This window comes from Rugosimonospora acidiphila (assembly GCF_039543385.1).
Classification (GTDB): domain Bacteria; phylum Actinomycetota; class Actinomycetes; order Mycobacteriales; family Micromonosporaceae; genus Rugosimonospora; species Rugosimonospora acidiphila.
Genome location: NZ_BAABJQ010000002.1, coordinates 316,676 through 333,220 on the forward strand (window position 1 = coordinate 316,676; position 16,545 = coordinate 333,220).

4 protein-coding genes are annotated in these 16,545 nt (G+C 71.1%); 2 read left to right on the top strand and 2 right to left on the bottom strand.

The features are described from left to right. Window positions 1-80 precede the first annotated feature (80 nt). Both ABEA87_RS04330 and ABEA87_RS04335 read right to left on the bottom strand, forming a co-directional pair. Window positions 81-13,571 carry a hypothetical protein gene (locus ABEA87_RS04330; RefSeq protein ID WP_345626236.1) on the bottom strand — a complete coding sequence of 4,497 codons (13,491 nt, stop codon included), beginning with the start codon at window positions 13,569-13,571 and terminating at the stop codon, window positions 81-83. Between the two features lie 17 nt (window positions 13,572-13,588). Beyond that, entirely contained in the window at window positions 13,589-14,206 is a 618-nt protein-coding gene (locus ABEA87_RS04335; RefSeq protein WP_345626238.1) for a hypothetical protein, read from the bottom strand. 113 nt (window positions 14,207-14,319) lie between these two features. Here ABEA87_RS04335 and ABEA87_RS04340 point away from each other — a divergent pair, with 113 nt between their 5' ends. Together ABEA87_RS04340 and ABEA87_RS04345 are read left to right on the top strand one after the other, a co-directional pair. Continuing rightward, window positions 14,320-14,967 carry a hypothetical protein gene (locus tag ABEA87_RS04340; RefSeq protein WP_345626240.1) on the top strand — a complete coding sequence of 216 codons (648 nt, stop codon included), beginning with the start codon at window positions 14,320-14,322 and terminating at the stop codon, window positions 14,965-14,967. Between the two features lie 28 nt (window positions 14,968-14,995). Continuing rightward, on the top strand, window positions 14,996-16,545 hold a 1,550-nt coding region (locus ABEA87_RS04345), incomplete at its 3' end, for a hypothetical protein (protein ID WP_345626242.1).

The following is a 16,545-nucleotide window of genomic DNA, read 5'->3' on the forward strand; positions in this document are numbered from 1 at the left end:
TCCCAGCCGCTCGGCAGTGCTGTCGCCACCGTTTCACCGCGCCCGGGGACGTCGGCCAGTCCCTGATCGGGGACGGCCGGTCAGCAGGTCACCAGCGCGACGCCGATTTCGCTCAGGGCGGCCCGCTCGGTACCGGTCACCGAGCGCCTGACGAGGGCGTCGATGAGCGGCTCGCGGGCCGGCATCTCGTTCTTCCAGGTCGCATGGATCTTTTCCACGGCCTCGGCCACGTTTCCGGTGAGCGCGAGGTGGACCGCCCCCACCGCGACCGAGACCGGATAGTCGCGCTCGGGGTGGGCCGAGACGCCCCTGATGAGGCGGCTGAAGGCGAGCAGCGTACCGGTCGGAGCCTCACGGACCGCGTCGACCAACAGCCGCTCGCGGTCGGACGCCTCGACCGTGTCGAGGAAGGCGACGCCCCGGTCCAGCCACTCCTCGCCGTGGTGGGCCAGGCTCTGCAGCGACCAGTGGACCGCCGCCCGCTCGCCGTCCAGGCTGTCCGGGAAGTCCTCCACCGGGGCGGGCGCGGGCACGGAGCCGAGCCGGTCGTACAGGTCGGCCCGGAACAGGTCCTCGGGATCGACCTCGATCGAGCCGGTGTCCAGCTCCAATCCGGACGGTGCCTCGGCCGGAGGCCGCGTGGCCAGCGGGGTGAGCTCGACCGGCGGCAGCGTGGTCGGCAGGTGCCCTATCGCATCGGAGGTGGTCGTGCCGGTCGTGGCCGTCGAATCGGCGTTCGGCGCGGTCTCGGAGGCCGGCGCCACGTCCGTCTCCACCCCGTCGACCTGCACCCCGAACAGCAGCGGCAACCCGGCCGCGACCGCACGCAGCGTGTCCGCGTCGTCGGTGAGCAGGCCGAGATCGACCGTGACGCCGGCCAGCGAGGTCGCGCCGGCCGCCGACTGCAGGTACGCCATGAGCAGTTCGAGCGACCCCGGCCCGGCCACCACCCAGAAGTCGCCCTCGGTGGCGGTCGGCCGGGCCGGCGGCCCGAGGTCGGTGCCGGCGGCCAGGTAGACGCCGTCGGCCGTAGGAATCAGCCGGCCGCCGGGCGCGTGGCCGGCCTTGGTGAGCTCGGTCCGGGCCGAGCCGCTCGCCTTGGGCCCGCTTTGGCGAGCCTCGGCGGCCACCGCGGCGGCAAGGACCGAGCTGGTCAGGTGGGCGATGCCGACCGAGGTCTTGCCGGCCACCTCGCGCAGGAACCGCTGGCGCAGCGGGTCGCCGACCCCGAGCCGGTCAGCGCCGGGCAGCGCGTCGAACTTGCCGGTGGCCGCGGCCAGCGCCTCGGCCAGCCGGCGCTCGTCGGCCAGCCGCTGCGAGAGGTCCCGGAGGAGCCCCTCGATCCGAGACCTGGCCTTGTCCACGGCCCGCTGGCCGAGGGCCGGGACGTCCGTCGCGTCCACGTAGTCGCGGAGCCCGCTGGAGATGATCGACTCGATCTCGGCGCCGACCCGGTGCAGCGCGGCCTGGTCGGCCTTGTCCGCGCCTGCGCGCCGCGTTGCCAGCCGCCGCCGGGCGCCCTCGGCCAACGCCTCGATCGGGTTCGCACGCTCCGGCGCACTCGCCTGCTCCGGAGCGACGGACTCCGGCTCCTCGGCCGTCTTCCGGTTGATGAGTTCGGCGACGACGTCGCCCTGCTGCCTGGCCGCCAGGTAATCGGCCTGGGCCAGCCGCTGGTCCTCGTCGGCCCAGGCGGACTGCCGGTACGCCCGATCGAACGCTTCGGCCACGGACGCCGACGCCTCGGCCGCCCCGGCCTTCCGTTCGCTCTCGCTGCGCCCGGCCTCCCGCGCCCGCTCCTGGTACGCGGTGGCCGCCCGGGTGGCCGCCTCGGCCCGGGTCTGGGCCAGCTTCAGGTGCGCCGGAAGGCTGTCGGCCAGCTCCGACTCCAGCTCGGCCCAGCGGTCGAGCCGGCCCAGGTCGAAGGGCCTGGTGTGCAGCAGCCGGTCGATTTTGGCGGTCGCGTTCCTGGTGAAGAGAGCCACCGCGGCTTCGGCGTCGGCCGTGGCCAGCCCCGCCGCCTCCGCGTCCGTCCGCAGCTTCCCGATCGCCGCATTGAGCCGGGCGATCTGGTTCTGCCGCATCACCGTGGTCCGCAGGCCGTCCCAGTACTGCCGGGACAGCTCGTCCCAGCGTTGCGCCGCGGCGTTCCAGTGCTCGGAGTCGACCGCCGCGCCGACCTGCACCGCGTAGTACCACACCCGGTGGTAGAGCTCGGTCAGCTCGCCCACCACCCGGTTCCGCCAGCCGAGCAGCTCGCCCGGGCCGAGGGCGTCGAGCGTCCGGAGGCGGTCGAGGTTGTCGTCGCCGACCCGGTCCCGGATCTCCTGGGTCTGCTCGGCCGCCCTGGTCACCGCGTCCGCGAACTGCCCGGCGAAGTCCGGCCTGCGGGTGGCCACCTCACCTGCGGTGGCCACCCGCGGTTTGTACTCGGTGATCAGCGCGTCGGTGGCCTGGGCGGCCTTGGCGCTGAACTCGGCCGGTTGCCGCTCCTGCTCGATCGACAACGTGGCCAGCCTGGCGCCGAACACGTCGGTGTCCGCCTTTTCCCGGTCCAGCCAGGCGTCGTACGTCTCCGGCGCGAGCCCCCGGCCGGTCAGGTACTGGTACGCCTTGTCCAGGCGGAACAGGTCGGCCAGCGCGGCCGAGGTAGCGGCGTCCGCGCCCGCATTGAGCGTGATGCGCCGGAGGTCACCGGCCGCGGACTCCAGGACCCTACGCAGGTCGTACGCGAAACTCAGCTGGTCGCGCACCCAGTCAAGGCTCGCCTTGAGCGCTTCCGGCCAGGGGGTCGGCTCCCGCTTGCGGGTGGCGTCGGCGATCGGGTCGGCCACGACTTCCAGGTACGCCACCTCGGACCGGAACGAGCCCGGCGGCACGTTCGCGAAGACCTTCGCGTAGTCGGCCTGCAGCCGCTGCTGGAACTGCTCGCGGTACCAGCCGGACTGGGGCGGCTCGGGCACGTCGCCCCGCTGGTCGCCACGGTCGTAGGCGACCGCGTCGAGCATCCGGCCGAACCACCGGCCGCCAGCCGACCGCACGAAGAGCTGGTCGCCCAGCCGCGCGGCGGCGGTGTCCATGGTGGACGCCCACTCGGCGGTCGGCGTCCAGCCGTCGTTCAGGCCGGCCGTGCCCGCGGCCGCCCTTCCCTGCTCGGTGAACGAGTCCCGCAGCCTGGCGTAGTCCTCGTCGCGCAGGTAGCGGCCGCCGAACAGGTCGCCGCGGCGGAAGTCGCTCACCACGCCGTCGAAGCGCTCGTTGCTCAACTCGTCGACCCGTGGGCCGGGCGGCGCCTCGATGGTTACCGGGGCGGTGTCCGCCGGCTTGGGACGCACGGCCTCGGTCAGCTCGGGACCGAGCGCGTCGACCTTCTCGGCGAGGAAGCCGGCGATCATCGTGCGCTGGTCGGCGGGCGACGGCAGCGTCTCCCGGACGGTGAGGAAGTGCTTGGCCGCGAGCCGGGCGATGCCCTCCTGCAGCCGCGCGATCCGGGCGCCGTCGAGCGTCGCGGCCAGCTCGGGGTGCTCCGCCCGCCACTCGTCCAGCTTGGCGGCGAATCGGGAGGCCAGATCCTCCCGGTCGGCGCGCAGGTCACGCTCCAGGTCGAGGTACGAGTTGTACGCGGCCTCGGTGGCGTCGATTTCGTCGCGCTCGGCCAACTGCTGGCGCATCCCGGCCTGGCCGCTCGTGGCGGGCTCGGCCACCTTGGGGACGCGGCGGGTGACGACCGTACCGTCCGACTCGAACACCTCGACCTCGGCGAAGCCCTGTGCCTCTTCACCGTCGGCGGGCTTCGGCGCCGGGGGCTTCGCGACTTCCCCGGCGGGTGGCGGCTCCTCCGGAGACTCGTTGAGCCGGCGCAGGCGGCGCATGAGCTCGGCGGTCGGATCGGAGTTGCCGCGCCGGCGGATCCGGCCCTCGGCCTGGGCCATCCGGAAGGTCTCCTCGTCGAATCCGTCCGGGTTCGGCGCGGGAGGCCCGTCGCCGGTCCAGCCCTCGTGCGGGGCCGTCTCCGGTATGTCCGGCATCTCGCGCCGCAGCGCCTCCAGCGAGCGCGGGGCGACCGGGTTGCGCGGATCGGTGTCCGGGACCCGCAGGGCGGGATCGGCGCGCAGCGCGTCGACCTCGGCGTCCTCGTCTTTCAGAGCGGCGAAGCGGTTCTGCAGCACGGCCAGCGCGGCGTCGTCGCCCGGCTCCCCGGCGGTCTCCGCGCTCTCGGTCGGGGTCGACGGGGTCTCGGTCGGGGCCTTGGGGATCTCCGTGGGCTTCGCGGCCGGTGGCGTCACGGGCTTGCCCGATGGGGCGTCGGCCCGCTCCAGCCGCGCGAAGCCGGCCTCCAGCATGGAATCCTTGAAGCCGTCGATGGCCTCGGCGAACGCGCTGCCGTCGCGGGCGGCGAGCGCGTCGGCCATGACCCCGACCGCCTTCTCCAGCGCGGCCTTGCCCAGGCCCGACCCGTGCGCCTCGTCGTCGGCCCAGGCCCGGACCATGCCGACCAGGTCGTCGTCGCCCATGGGTACGGCCGGCAGTGCGGCGAGCCTCGCGTCGGCGGGGTTGGCGCTTTCCACCGGCACCTTCTGATAGCCGGCCTCGCTCAGCCGCCGCTCGAACGCGTCCTGCTCGTCCAGCGAACCGACCGCGTCGAGCTCGCGGTCGTACGCCGCCGCCTGCTCCGCCGTGATGACCGGGACGTCGTCCCGGATGACCCGGTAGCCGTGCCGGGGCACGAACCGCTTCAGGATCGTCAGCTGCTCCTCGAACGACTTCGGCGTGACGGGTGCCGCCGCGGCCATCAGCTCGTCCCGGCGGGCGTCCAGCACGGCGTACGCCTCCTCCAGCTTCTCCGGGGCGGCGGCCTGGGCGATGTCCCGGCGGAAGCGGTCCCGTTCCGGCTTGGGAACGATCTCGTACTTCTCGTCGAAGGCGTCGAGCTGTCCGGCCGGCTGCGGCGCGGCCGGCTGCGGCTCCTGGACCGCCGGCCTGGGCCGGGCGGCGGCGATCCTGGCGGCCTCGGCGGCCTCCCGTTCGATGGCGGCGATCTCGTCGAACGTGGCCGCGCCGTCGATGCGCCGGGCGAACTCGTCGGCCCGGTTCGCGGTGAGGTCCGGGAAGCGTTGCGCGATCGACGGCTTGACCCGCTCGGCCATGGCCGCGTCCACCATTCGCTGACGGATGGCGGCCGACTTGTCCGGATCGTTGCGGAAGGTGAGCCACTCGGCCCAGAACTTCTCCCGGATCTTGTACGGCAGCGGCTTGGCGCTGTCCTGGAACCAACCCTCCAGCATGCGGCTCAGGCGTGCCTCGAGATCCCCGACCTCCCTGGTAATGGCCGGCGGCGGCAGCTTGGACAGCTGCTCCATGAGCTCGGAACCGGTCAGTGGCTTCGGGGTCGGCACCGGGTCGGGCAGGTCGACCGACGGGAACTCGGGCGGCGCGACCGGCTCCTCGGCGTGCGGGTTGAGCTCGCTCGCGGTGTCCTTGAACCGGCGGATCAGCGCCCCGAACGCGGCCGAGGTGACCCGCCCGGCCCCGGCCCGGGCCCACGCCTCGCCGGCGTCGCGGACCAACTCGGCCAGGGCGATGTCGTTGGCCAGCGGGGTGGTCACGACTGCGAAGAACCGCACGGCCAACGCGCGATCCAGCCTGGACCGGTCGGCGTCGTCCGCGGCCCCGTCGAACTTCTGCTGCCACTCGGCCCGCTCCGCCTCGGGCAGCCGTTCGATGCGCAACGCCCGCCGCTCGGCCGGGGTACTCGAATCCTTCAGCGAGGGCAGCTCGGCGAACTGGTGCTCGATCGCCGACGACTCGGGCCAGGTGAGCAGCTTGACCTCGGGGCCGTCGTCGATCGCGGGCCGCACCGGCTCCTCCGGCGGTGTGCGGGACAGCCAGGCGGCGATGTCGACGTCGGCCCCGTCGCCGAGCAGGACGTGGTACTGGCGGACGTACTCGCGCTCGAAGTCCCCGTAGATCCGCTGCTGGACCGGGGCGCGCAGCATCGAACCCGGCCCAGCCGCGTGCTGGTTGAGCGTCGCCACGGCTTCGGTGTCGCCCCGGCGCAGCAGCGCGTCCCGGACCGTGTTCGCGCGGACCCGACCGACCACGTCGCCGATGCCCCGCTCCAGCGCGGCCAGCTTGCCGGCCAGCTCGGACTCGGCGTACCGCTGGTCCGCGAACCGCTCGCGAATGTCCCGGACCAGATCGAACACCGCGGTACGGGCCTCCGACGGCACCCGGGACAGCGCGGCCGCCGGGTCCAGCCCGTGCCGTACCGCCTCGGCCGCGCCCTCGGCCGCGCCGGAGTTGATCTTGTCGAGTGCGGCCCTGGTCAGTTCGGCCGCCCGAGCGGCGAACGCGGCCCGGGCCGGGATCTGCTCGCGCAGGTCGTAGACGGCTCGCCGAATCACCTTGAGCATCGACTCGGTGACCTCGGGCGGCTCCTCCACGAACGGCGTTGCGCTGCTGTCGATGAAGGACTCGGCCTCCCGCTGGGCCATCCGGGCCGCGGCCTCCAGCTGCTCGGTGTCCAGCGGGCGCGGCATTCTCCGCGGCATGTTTTCGGGCCGGGTGATCCGGGCCATCCAGTCGAGGATCTCCTGGGTCTCGTCCAGATAGGACAGCCGGGTACGGATGGCGTCCGGGAACTCACGGAACCGGGAGTCGGCCCTCGCCACCATGCCGCCCAGGTCGCCGACGGCCTCGTAGATGCGGCTCGGGCGCCACCAGCGCAGGTACCGGGCGTATCCGGCGGCGACCGCCTCGGCCCGGGCCTGGCGCACGCGGTCCGGGTCGGCGAACGTCGCCGGCCGGGCGGCCACCAACTCGTCGAACAGGTCGCCGACCCGCAGCGCGGCCCGCTGGGCGCCGAGGTGCATGCCGAGGTAGACGTCGAGGTGCTCGACCTGCCGGGCCAGCGAGCCTTCGGCGTGGTCCCAGTTACGGCCGGCCCGCACCGATCGCAGGATCGCCCCGGTGTCCTCGGTCCAGTGCCGCAGCGCCTCGTTGTAGGCCGACGCCAGGTCGGGGTCGTTGGCCCGCCACCGGTCGAAGGCCCGGTTCGCGGCCGCGTCGATCTCGTTCCGGCCGATTTGCTCGCGCAGGTCGTCACCGAGGTCGCGGACCAGGTCGCCGTACCGTTGCTGCCAGGCCTCCCGCTCGGCCGCGGTGGGCGGGCGCACCTCGGCGAAGGCGGCCGACAGCGTCTCGTCGAACGTCCGGGCGGCCGCCGCGCCGAACCTCTCGAACTGCTCGACCAGTTGCGCCTCGCGCAGGCCGCTGCCGCCCGGGGTGGCGTGCCAGGTGCGGACGAAGTCGGCCTCCAGGTCGGGCACGATCCGGTTGACCGGGGCCGCGTTGCCGAGCCGGGTCATCAGGTCATCGATCATGTTCTGCTCGGCGCGCTGCCAGTCGCGCTGGCGTTCGGGGTCGCTGAAGCGCATGAGGTCGGGGTCGGGCGGCACCGCGCTCGACGGCAGCGTGGTGACCGGCGGCGGCGTGGTGACCGACGGCGGCGTGGTGACCGGCGATGGCTCCTCGTCGACGGTCGGCCTGGGCGCGGTCCGCGGCGGCGTCCCGCTCTCCACCGGCGGCATGCCGTAGGTGCTGCGCAGCGCATTGAACCGCTCGACCAGGTTGTTCGGGGCCACCGGCGTGGTCGAGGCGACAGGCTCAGCCGAGGCCTCATCACGCGGCGTAGGCGGCGAATTCCGCAGGGCCTTGAAACGCGCAACCAGCTCGTCCGGATCCACCGGCCGGGCGGCACCGACCGGCTCGACCGGAGTCTCAGCACGCGGCGCGGACGTCGGGTTCCGCAACGCGGCGAACCGTGCCTCCAGCTCCGAGATGTCGGCCGCCGCGATCGACGACGGCGGCGGCGTCTCGGTGTCCGGCCTCGTCACCGGCGTCGCATCCCCTGTGGTCGGCGGCACGGCCTCCGAACTGACGTCCAATGTGGTGGGTGACGTGGTCTTCGGCTCGGTGTCCGGCGTCTCCGGCGCCGTCTCGGTCGCCGGTTCCGTGGCCCGTGGCTCCACCGGTCGCGGCCTGCGTGGGCGCGGCGGGGGCGGCGACGGCCGGCGGAGCGGGGGTCTCCGCGCCGGCCGCACCGGCGCCACGGAAGGCTTCCCGGCCTCGGCCGCGTTCCGCTCCTCGGCCTGCAGGGCTCGCGTCAGGTCGGTCCAAGCCCGCAGGGCCACCGCCGACGCGCGGGCCGACGCACCGCGCACGGCCGGCTCGCTCGCGTTGAGCAGCGCCTCCTCGCGCTGGTAGAGCGCGGTCTGCTGGAAGTGCCGCAGGGTCCGGTCCCGGGCGTCGAGACCCTGCCGCTGCCAGGCCGGCAGGCGGTCCCACCGGCCGTGCACGGCGTTGTAAGCATCCAGCCACTCGGCCACGGCCTCGTCGGCGCGCGTCCCAGGGTGCGCGGCCACCCACTCCGGGTCGTCCGGCCGTGGCACGGGCAGGCCGTCCAGCCGGGCGATGGCCGTCCGCAGCTCGTCGATCAGGTTCAGTGTCTGCGCGCCGATCCGCTCCGGGTCCACGTCGGCCACCCGCGGCGGCTCGACCAGACCCTGCTCCTGGTACCGCTGGAACAGCGCGGCCTGGCGCGGATCGACCCGCGGAGCGAGCCCGGCCAGCCTCTTGTCGCGCAACGTCCGCAGCAACGTCGGCTCGTTGCCGGTCTCGGGGTCCAGGGCAGCATCGGTGCCGCCGGGCTTGGGTTGGGCGAAGAGTTCCATGGCCCGCCGCTCGGCCGCGTCGATGGCCTTGGCCTGGCGCGGATCGACCCACAACTCGAGCCCGACCAGCCCCTTGTCGCGGAACGTCCGCAGCAGCGTCAGCTCGTTGTGGGCCTCGGCGTACCGGGCGGCATCGGTACTGCTGGCCTCGCGCTGCGGGAACAATGCCATGGACCGCCGCTCGGCCGCGTCGATGGCCTTGGTCAGGTCCATCTTCAGGTTGCCGATGGTGACCCGCTCGGTGGCGATCGTGGTGAGCTCGCCGTCCGCCTTGGCCACGTGCGGGTCGGCCACGAGTCGTTCCGGTGTGATGTCGACCCCGAGCCGCTGTAGCGCGGTGGCCCGCGCCGGAATGCTCTCGAAGGGCTGGGCCGCGTAGTGCCGCCGCTCGCCGCCGAGGTACTGCCGGCGGATGGCCTCCCGGACCGCGTTGCGCTGGGCGGTGAGCCGGTCGAGGACCGCCTGCAGGTCGCCGGCCGTCCGCGCCTTGGCCGCGTAGTCGGCTCGCAACGCGTTGAGGTCGACCGACTCCGTGGTACCGACCTGGTCCAACCGGCGGACGGCCTCGTGCGCGCCGACCGTACCGATGCCCGGGGTGAGATCGCCCCGGTCGACGCGCGCCTTCCACTCGTCGTGGATCTGGTCCCGGATCGGCGATTCCGGGTTGTTACGCAGCCAGGAGTTGGCCCGGTCGAGCTCCTCGTTGCCGATCTTCTCGACGTGCTGCTTGACCGCGGCGGCGTCCGGCGGGGGCCCGTCCTTCGGCCCCCGGGCGAACCGGGTCACATCCTCGGCCACCTGCCGGCCGGACCGCGGCGGGATCGGTCGCCCGTTAGCGAATCCGCCGCCCTCCTGGCCCGGCCGCACGCCGTCGCCGACGGTGGCGCGCAGGTCGGCCTCCTGCTTGGCCATCGCGTTCCAGGCCCGCTCCCGCAGGCTTCCGTACGGATCAGCCTTCGCGGTCGGGTCGGCCACCGGATCGTCGAAGCGGTCACCGCCGGACCCCTTCGGCTCGGGCTGCCCCACCCGGCCCAGATCCTCCACCTGCTGGGCCACCGCGTCCCGCCGCTCCTGCCGGATCGCGTCCATCTCCCGGCCCACCCCGTCCATCGGGGTGTCCAGCGGCTTGGGCACGATCAGCCGGCGCTCGACCAGGTTTTCGGCCAGGTAGCGCGCGATGTCCTCGCGGCTCAGCCCAGGCGGCGGGTCGAGCCGGGCCGTCTCGTAGTCGGGCAACTCGTCGCCCCTGAGCATGTCCCGGTACGTCGGCGGTTCCCCGGTACCCGCCGGCGGCCGCACGGCCCCCTCGTCGCCTGTGGCTGGTGGCCGGCCCACGTCGCCGAGACCGTCCAGATCGGACTTGACGCTGATCCGGATCTCGTTGGCGGGCCGGACCACGTCGCCCTTTGCCGGCGGCAACTCGCCGAGGTGCGGGCCTGCGCCGAAGAGGTTTCCACCCTTGCCGCCGCGCAGCAGCTGATCGGGGTTGAACCGCGGCGCGTCCACCTCGACGTGAAAGACGTGGAAGTCGTTAGAGCTGGAGATCGAGGTCAGGTCGGAGACCGAGTCCCGGCCCCGGACCGAGGTCACATCGGAGACCGAGGCGGCATCGCCGTGCGGGTCCGGGCGCGGCTCGGACCGGGGCGCGGCCTCGGTGGCGAGGATGCGGTCGGCCTCGGCGCTCCGCGTGGACGCGTCGTCAATGACGGCTCGGCGGACTCCCCCGGTGATCCGGTTGACCCGGGTCCGCAGGATGTTCATCGACCGCTCGATTTCGGACGGCTTGAAACCCTCCTCCTCGAGCCGGTCCAGCTCGCGGGTGAACACGCCCCGCAGCCGCTCCTGCGCGCTCGCGATGGCCCGGTCGGCCGAGCCCACGTGGTTCAGGCCGCGTCCGAAGGCCTCCGCCTCCCCGGCCGAGGCTTCGCTCTTGATCGACGCCTGGGCGGTCTCGAAGAGGTGGCCGGCACGATTCCCGAGTCCGGTGCGCGCGGGCACCGACCGCACGAACTGCCGCAGGTACGCGTTGGCGATCACGGCCGGCCTCGGATGGATCTGCGCGGCGTAGTTGCCGGAACGGCTGTCAATCACTCCTTCGGCCTGGCGCATCATGGCGTCGTTCTCGGCCATCTGGTTCGGGTCGGTGTGCGGTCCGGTGGAGCGGATGTCCGCCTCGGCCTTGTCCAGCGCCGGCTGCGTCCGCTCCAGGTAGTTGAGCCGGACGTGGATCAGCTGATCGCGCTTGAGCAGCCAGCGCGCGGCCCGCTCGTCGAGCTTCTCGACGCCGGGCTTACCCCGGTGGAGGATCGACTTCGAACCCCAGCGAGCGAGATACGCGTTCCGGGCGGCGTCTCCCAGTTCGGCGCGCTGTGCGCTGACCCGGTCCGGGTCCGCCCGCACCGGCGTTCCCCGGTCGGACAGGATCTTGTCAAACCGGGCGACCGCCCGGTCTGCGGCCGCGTCGGCGCCGCGCTGGGCGGCGAGATAGCCGTCGAACCGGCCCTCCAGCGTCTTCAGGTCGCCGTCCAGCCGATCCCACCTGCCGGCCTTGACGGCCCGCTTGACCAGCCCCTTGGCGTCCGCGACCCAGGCATCGACGGCCCGCGTCACCTGCGGGTGCGGCTCGCCGGTGACCGGGTCCCGGTGCTGGCCAACGAACCTCTCGCGCAGCCGGGTCGCAGCCGCGTCGATCTCGTGCTCCGCGTGCGGCCCGCGCGAGCCGGGCGTGCCGCGATCGGGCAGCGGCGCCTGCGTGCCAGCACGCTCGGGCGATCTCGGTACAGCGGTCCGCGGTACCGACTCGTGCGGCGTGACGTGGGTACCGGCCCGAGTGGAGACGTGCCCGGTCGATCCACCTTCGGCGCGCGGCTTCGGCGACGACACCGAAGTCTCGGGGGGGTGCTCGTGCTGGACCGGCTGGTGGTCGTCCAGCCCCGAGGCCTCGGAGCCCTCGATAGTCGGCGGCTTCCGCAACCCGCCGCCACCCTCGGGGGTGGTGGTCGCAGGCGGCTTCCTCACCGGGTCGGCACCAGCGCCCCTGACCGTCGGCGGCTTACCGGTCGCGTCCGTGTTCTCGAACTTCGGCTTCTGCGCGTCGACGCCCCCGGTCTTCACCGTTGGCGGCCTGACGTTCGGGTTGGCATCGCCGAGGTGCTGGGACTTCGGGTCGGGGACCTGGTTACGCGGCGTGGCCGGCTGCGCCGACGGCTGGTTGCGCGGCGTGGCCGACGGCGTCGGGCCATGCCTACCCGGCGCCGGCTCGTTGTGCGGGATGCCCTCCGTGCTCTCCCGGATCTCGGGCGCCCGCAGCTTCGGCGTCGCCGGCTGGCTGGTATTGGGATGGGGCGCATTGCCGGCGTTCCCGGCCGGCGGCTGGGTCAGGTTTTCCAGGTGCTTCGTTGTGAACCTCGCGGACGGGTGCCCGCTGGCCGGGTTCGGGGTGGGCGGCGGCTCCGAGTGGACGCCGGCCGGCGGGCTGACCTCGGGAGTACCGTCCGGGATCTTCGACATGGTCGTCGACTTCACGGTCGGACTCTTGACCGACTCCGGTGGGGCCTGGTTGTGCGGCTTGAGGTCCGGAGTCCGGCCGTCGGTGCCCCCGATCTCGTCTCGCGGTACCGTGTCGGCCGGCGGCTTCGTGGTCGGTGGCTTCAGGGTCGGTGGCTTGAGCCGGACCGGGCTGCCGCCAGTCGGGCCCCCGCCGTGCTCGACGGTCTGCGGCGTGGTCTGGTGATCGAGGTCGACCGGCGGGTTCTTCGAGTTGGTGACCGACTTCGGGGTGACGGGGCGCGAGCCGCTCGGCGGTGGCACCCGCGGCGCGACCACACCTTTGCCGTTGCCCGGGTTCGGGTGGACGGTCTCGTTGACCAGGTTGCGTCCACCGACCGACCCGCCGCCCGGCGTACCGTCACGCGTAAAGGAGCTCTCGCTGATCTGGACGTCCGGCGGCACCCGCGGTTTGGTGCCCAGGTTGGCCTCGCCGTTGCCCAGGTCGGCAGTGGCCGGCGAGAACGTGATGGCGTCGGTCTTACCCAGGTCGGTGGTCAGGTCCGACCCGACCGGGAGGTTGTCGCCCGAGGTGAACTCGACGCCGTGGCTGCCGCCTGGGCCGTCGAACCCGCCCAAGCCCTCGCCGCCGAACCCCGTGGCCTCCGGATGCGTGTCGACGGGCGTGGTGATCGGTGGCTCGCCGACCTTGCCGTCGCCCCTGAACGGCAGGCTCTTCAGGTCGGCCATTGCCGCACCGCCGAGTGAGAACAGCCCGCCGGTGAGCGAGGCGACGAGGACGTTCACCCACTCGCTCGAGTTGAGCTCAAACGGCGTGCTCGTGATCGCCGAGGCGATGCCCTCGATGGCCATGTCCATCGCGAACTGCATTGAGCCGAACGCGAGAGCGCCGAGCGTGAACTCGAAAACCAGCGTGAGGATCGTGGCGAAGATCTCCGAGGCCCCGGCGATGGCGGCGGCCAGGGCGGCCGCGATGGCCGCGATGACCGGTCCGAGCGCCCACCCGACGAAGAGGCCGGCGAAGAGGCCGAAGATCGACGCCAGGATCATGATGATCGCGTTCTTGGCCTCCTCGGCCAGCTCGTCGCGAACCTTCTTCGCCATCTTATTGAGGTTGCGTGCCCACCGGCGGGCCAGCTCGGACGTGTTGCTCAGCTGCGAGGAGACCTTGTCCAGCAGGCGTACGGCGGCATCCTGGGCGGACCCTGTCCAGTTGGCATCGCCGATATGGTCCGGGCCGATTCTACGAAGCTTATCGACCTCATCGGCCTTGTTGAACCAGACCGTGGCCAGCGCGTCGAGGAGATCGGGATCGGGGTGGTAGTCGCCCACATCAGCCTGCCGGCCGGCTAGTACTGCACGTTGACGGGCGCGTAATTCCAGTCCTGGTTGGATTTCTTCGGGTCGAACGAGCTGTCGGAGTCGTCATTGCCGCCGTCCCCGCTGTCGTCCGTGTCCTCCGGGGGCAACGGCTTGTAGGGGATATCGTGGTTCATGTCGTCGAACATCTTGGTGTTCGCTTCCTCGACATTGCTGTAGTTCACAGCCGCGCTCGCGGCGACGCTCGACATCTGCCCGATGACGCCCGGCACGTCGCCCACCGGCTTGACGTTCGCGCCGAACAGCCTCTTCTGGATCTTGTTGAGCTGGTCGTTGAGCTCCTGCGCCGCGTCCGAGGAATCGCCGGCCCAGGAGATTTTCAGGCTGTTCCAGGTGTCGAAGATCTTCTGGAAACTGTCCGAAATTATGTTCAGCAACTCCGGGACGACGCCGTAGGCCGCGCCGTCGATCACCGCCTGCGGTTGGGTCGCGTCGGACAGGCCGTGCTCGTTCTTCTGGTAGAACGTGTACTCGAAGACCGCCGTCGGATAGACGCTGATGGTCTGCCCGTTGTCGTAGTTGTCGGGCGCTCCGGTCGGCGTCACGTTGACCTCTTCTCCCCCGCAGGCCTCGGAGTCGGCGGACACCGCGACGCTAACCCCGGGACCCCGGCCGCCGGCAGATCCGAATTCGGTGCACAACGCCGGTCACGCGAAGAGGGACGTTGGCCCGCACCGCCCGGCTTGGTAGAAGTCGGAGAATGGCCACACTCAGCGATCCCGGCAAAGACGGTCAGGTCAACGACTATGCCACGAGCGTCGACTACAAGCTACCGACAGTCACGGTCGAGAAGGGCTACTCCACGCCGCTGTCGCTCACCGGCGACAAGGACGCCATCATCGTCCTGTCCGACAAGCAGGACGACGGCGGCGGCTCCCAGGCCGACGTGCCAACCGCCTCGTGGTTCACGGTGACGCCGAGCGACATCAAGGCGCTCGAGAAGAAAATCATGGATGAGCTCAACACCCAGGTGGACGAGTTCGCCAGCTTCAAGGCGCTGATCGCCGACACCGAGGACTGGATCTTCCTGGTCCAGACCCCCTACGACTTGATCCCGCACGAGCAGGCCACCCCGACCGGGTACACGTCGCTGAGCGCGGGTTACACCCCCGACTCGGATCGCCCCAACTTCACCGACCCCAACCCCGACGACACCAAGAAGATCGTGAACACCCAGAACTCGATGGTCCAGATGGTGGCCGAGTCGTACCGGCTGATGGGTGAGGTCGTCGCGCTGTTCAACAACGCCGCCCAGCAGTACGTCGGCGCCGACAAGGCGGTCTTCAACGACGGTATGAACTTCGACGACCTGCCCGTTCCGCACTTCCCCGGCATCGTGATCGAGTAACCGCCCGCTTTCTACACGAGGAGCCGTGATGGCTGCCCAGACCCTGTCGGACGGCTCCGTAATCGAATACGGCACCGACGGCTCGATCCTCCGGGAATTTAGTCCGGACGGCTCGGTCTACACCCAGTTCGACGCCCAGGGCCGCGCTCACCACGTGCAGGTCCCGCCGTCGGACGACGCCCCGGCGACCTTTGCCGACATCGCCTACGTCGGCGACAACACCATTTACACCTATGCCGACAAGTCAGTCATCACCTACGACGCCAACAACCACATCATCGACGAAAAACTCGCCGACGGCACCGAATATACCCAGTTCGATGCGGACGGCAGAGCCCACCACGTGCAGATTCCGGCGTCGGCCGGCCATTCCGCCACGTCCGCCGACATCGATTACCACGGCACCGACACCGTCTACACCTACACCGACCACACCACCATCACCTACGACAGCAACGGCAACATCACCAACGAAAAACTCGCCGACGGCACCAACTACACAAACTTCGACCACGCCGGCAACCCACACCACGTCGACATCCCACCGGAAAACGGCAACCCAGCAACCTCAGCCAACATCACCCACGTCGAAAACGACACCGTCTACACCTACACCGACCACACCGTCGTCACCTACGACAGCGACGGGAACACCATCGACGAGAAACTCGCCGACGGCACCGACTACACCCGATTCGACAGCAACGGCAACCCACACCACGTCAACACCCCCGCCCACGACGACCAACCAGCAACCTCAGCCAACATCACCCACCACGGCACCGACACCGTCTACACCTACACCGACCACACCACCATCACCTACGACAACGACGGAAACACCATCGACGAGAAACTCGCCGACGGCACCGACTACACAAACTTCGACCACGCCGGCAACCCACACCACGTCAACACCCCCGCCCACGACGACCAACCAGCAACCAGCGCCGACATCACCTACCACGGCAACGACACCACCTACACCTACACCGACCACACGACAGTCACCTACGACAACAACGGCAACACCATCGACGAGAAACTCGCCGACGGCACCGACTACACAAACTTCGACCACGCCGGCAACCCACACCACGTCGACATCCCACCGGGAAACGGCAACCCAGCAACCTCAGCCGACATCACCTACCACGGCAACGACACCACCTACACCTACACCGACCACACGACAGTCACCTACGACAGCAACGGCAACACCATCGACGAGAAACTCGCCGACGGCACCGACTACACAAACTTCGACCACGCCGGCAACCCACACCACGTCGACATCCCACCGGGAAACGGCAACCCAGCAACCTCAGCCGACATCACCTACCACGGCAACGACACCACCTACACCTACACCGACCACACGACAGTCACCTACGACAACAACGGCAACACCATCGACGAGAAACTCGCCGACGGCACCGACTACACAAACTTCGACAGCAACGGCAACCCACACCACGTCAACACCCCCGCCCACGACGGTCAACCAGCAACCAGCGCCGACATCACCTACCACGGCATCGACACCGTCTATACCTACACCGACCACACGACGGTCAC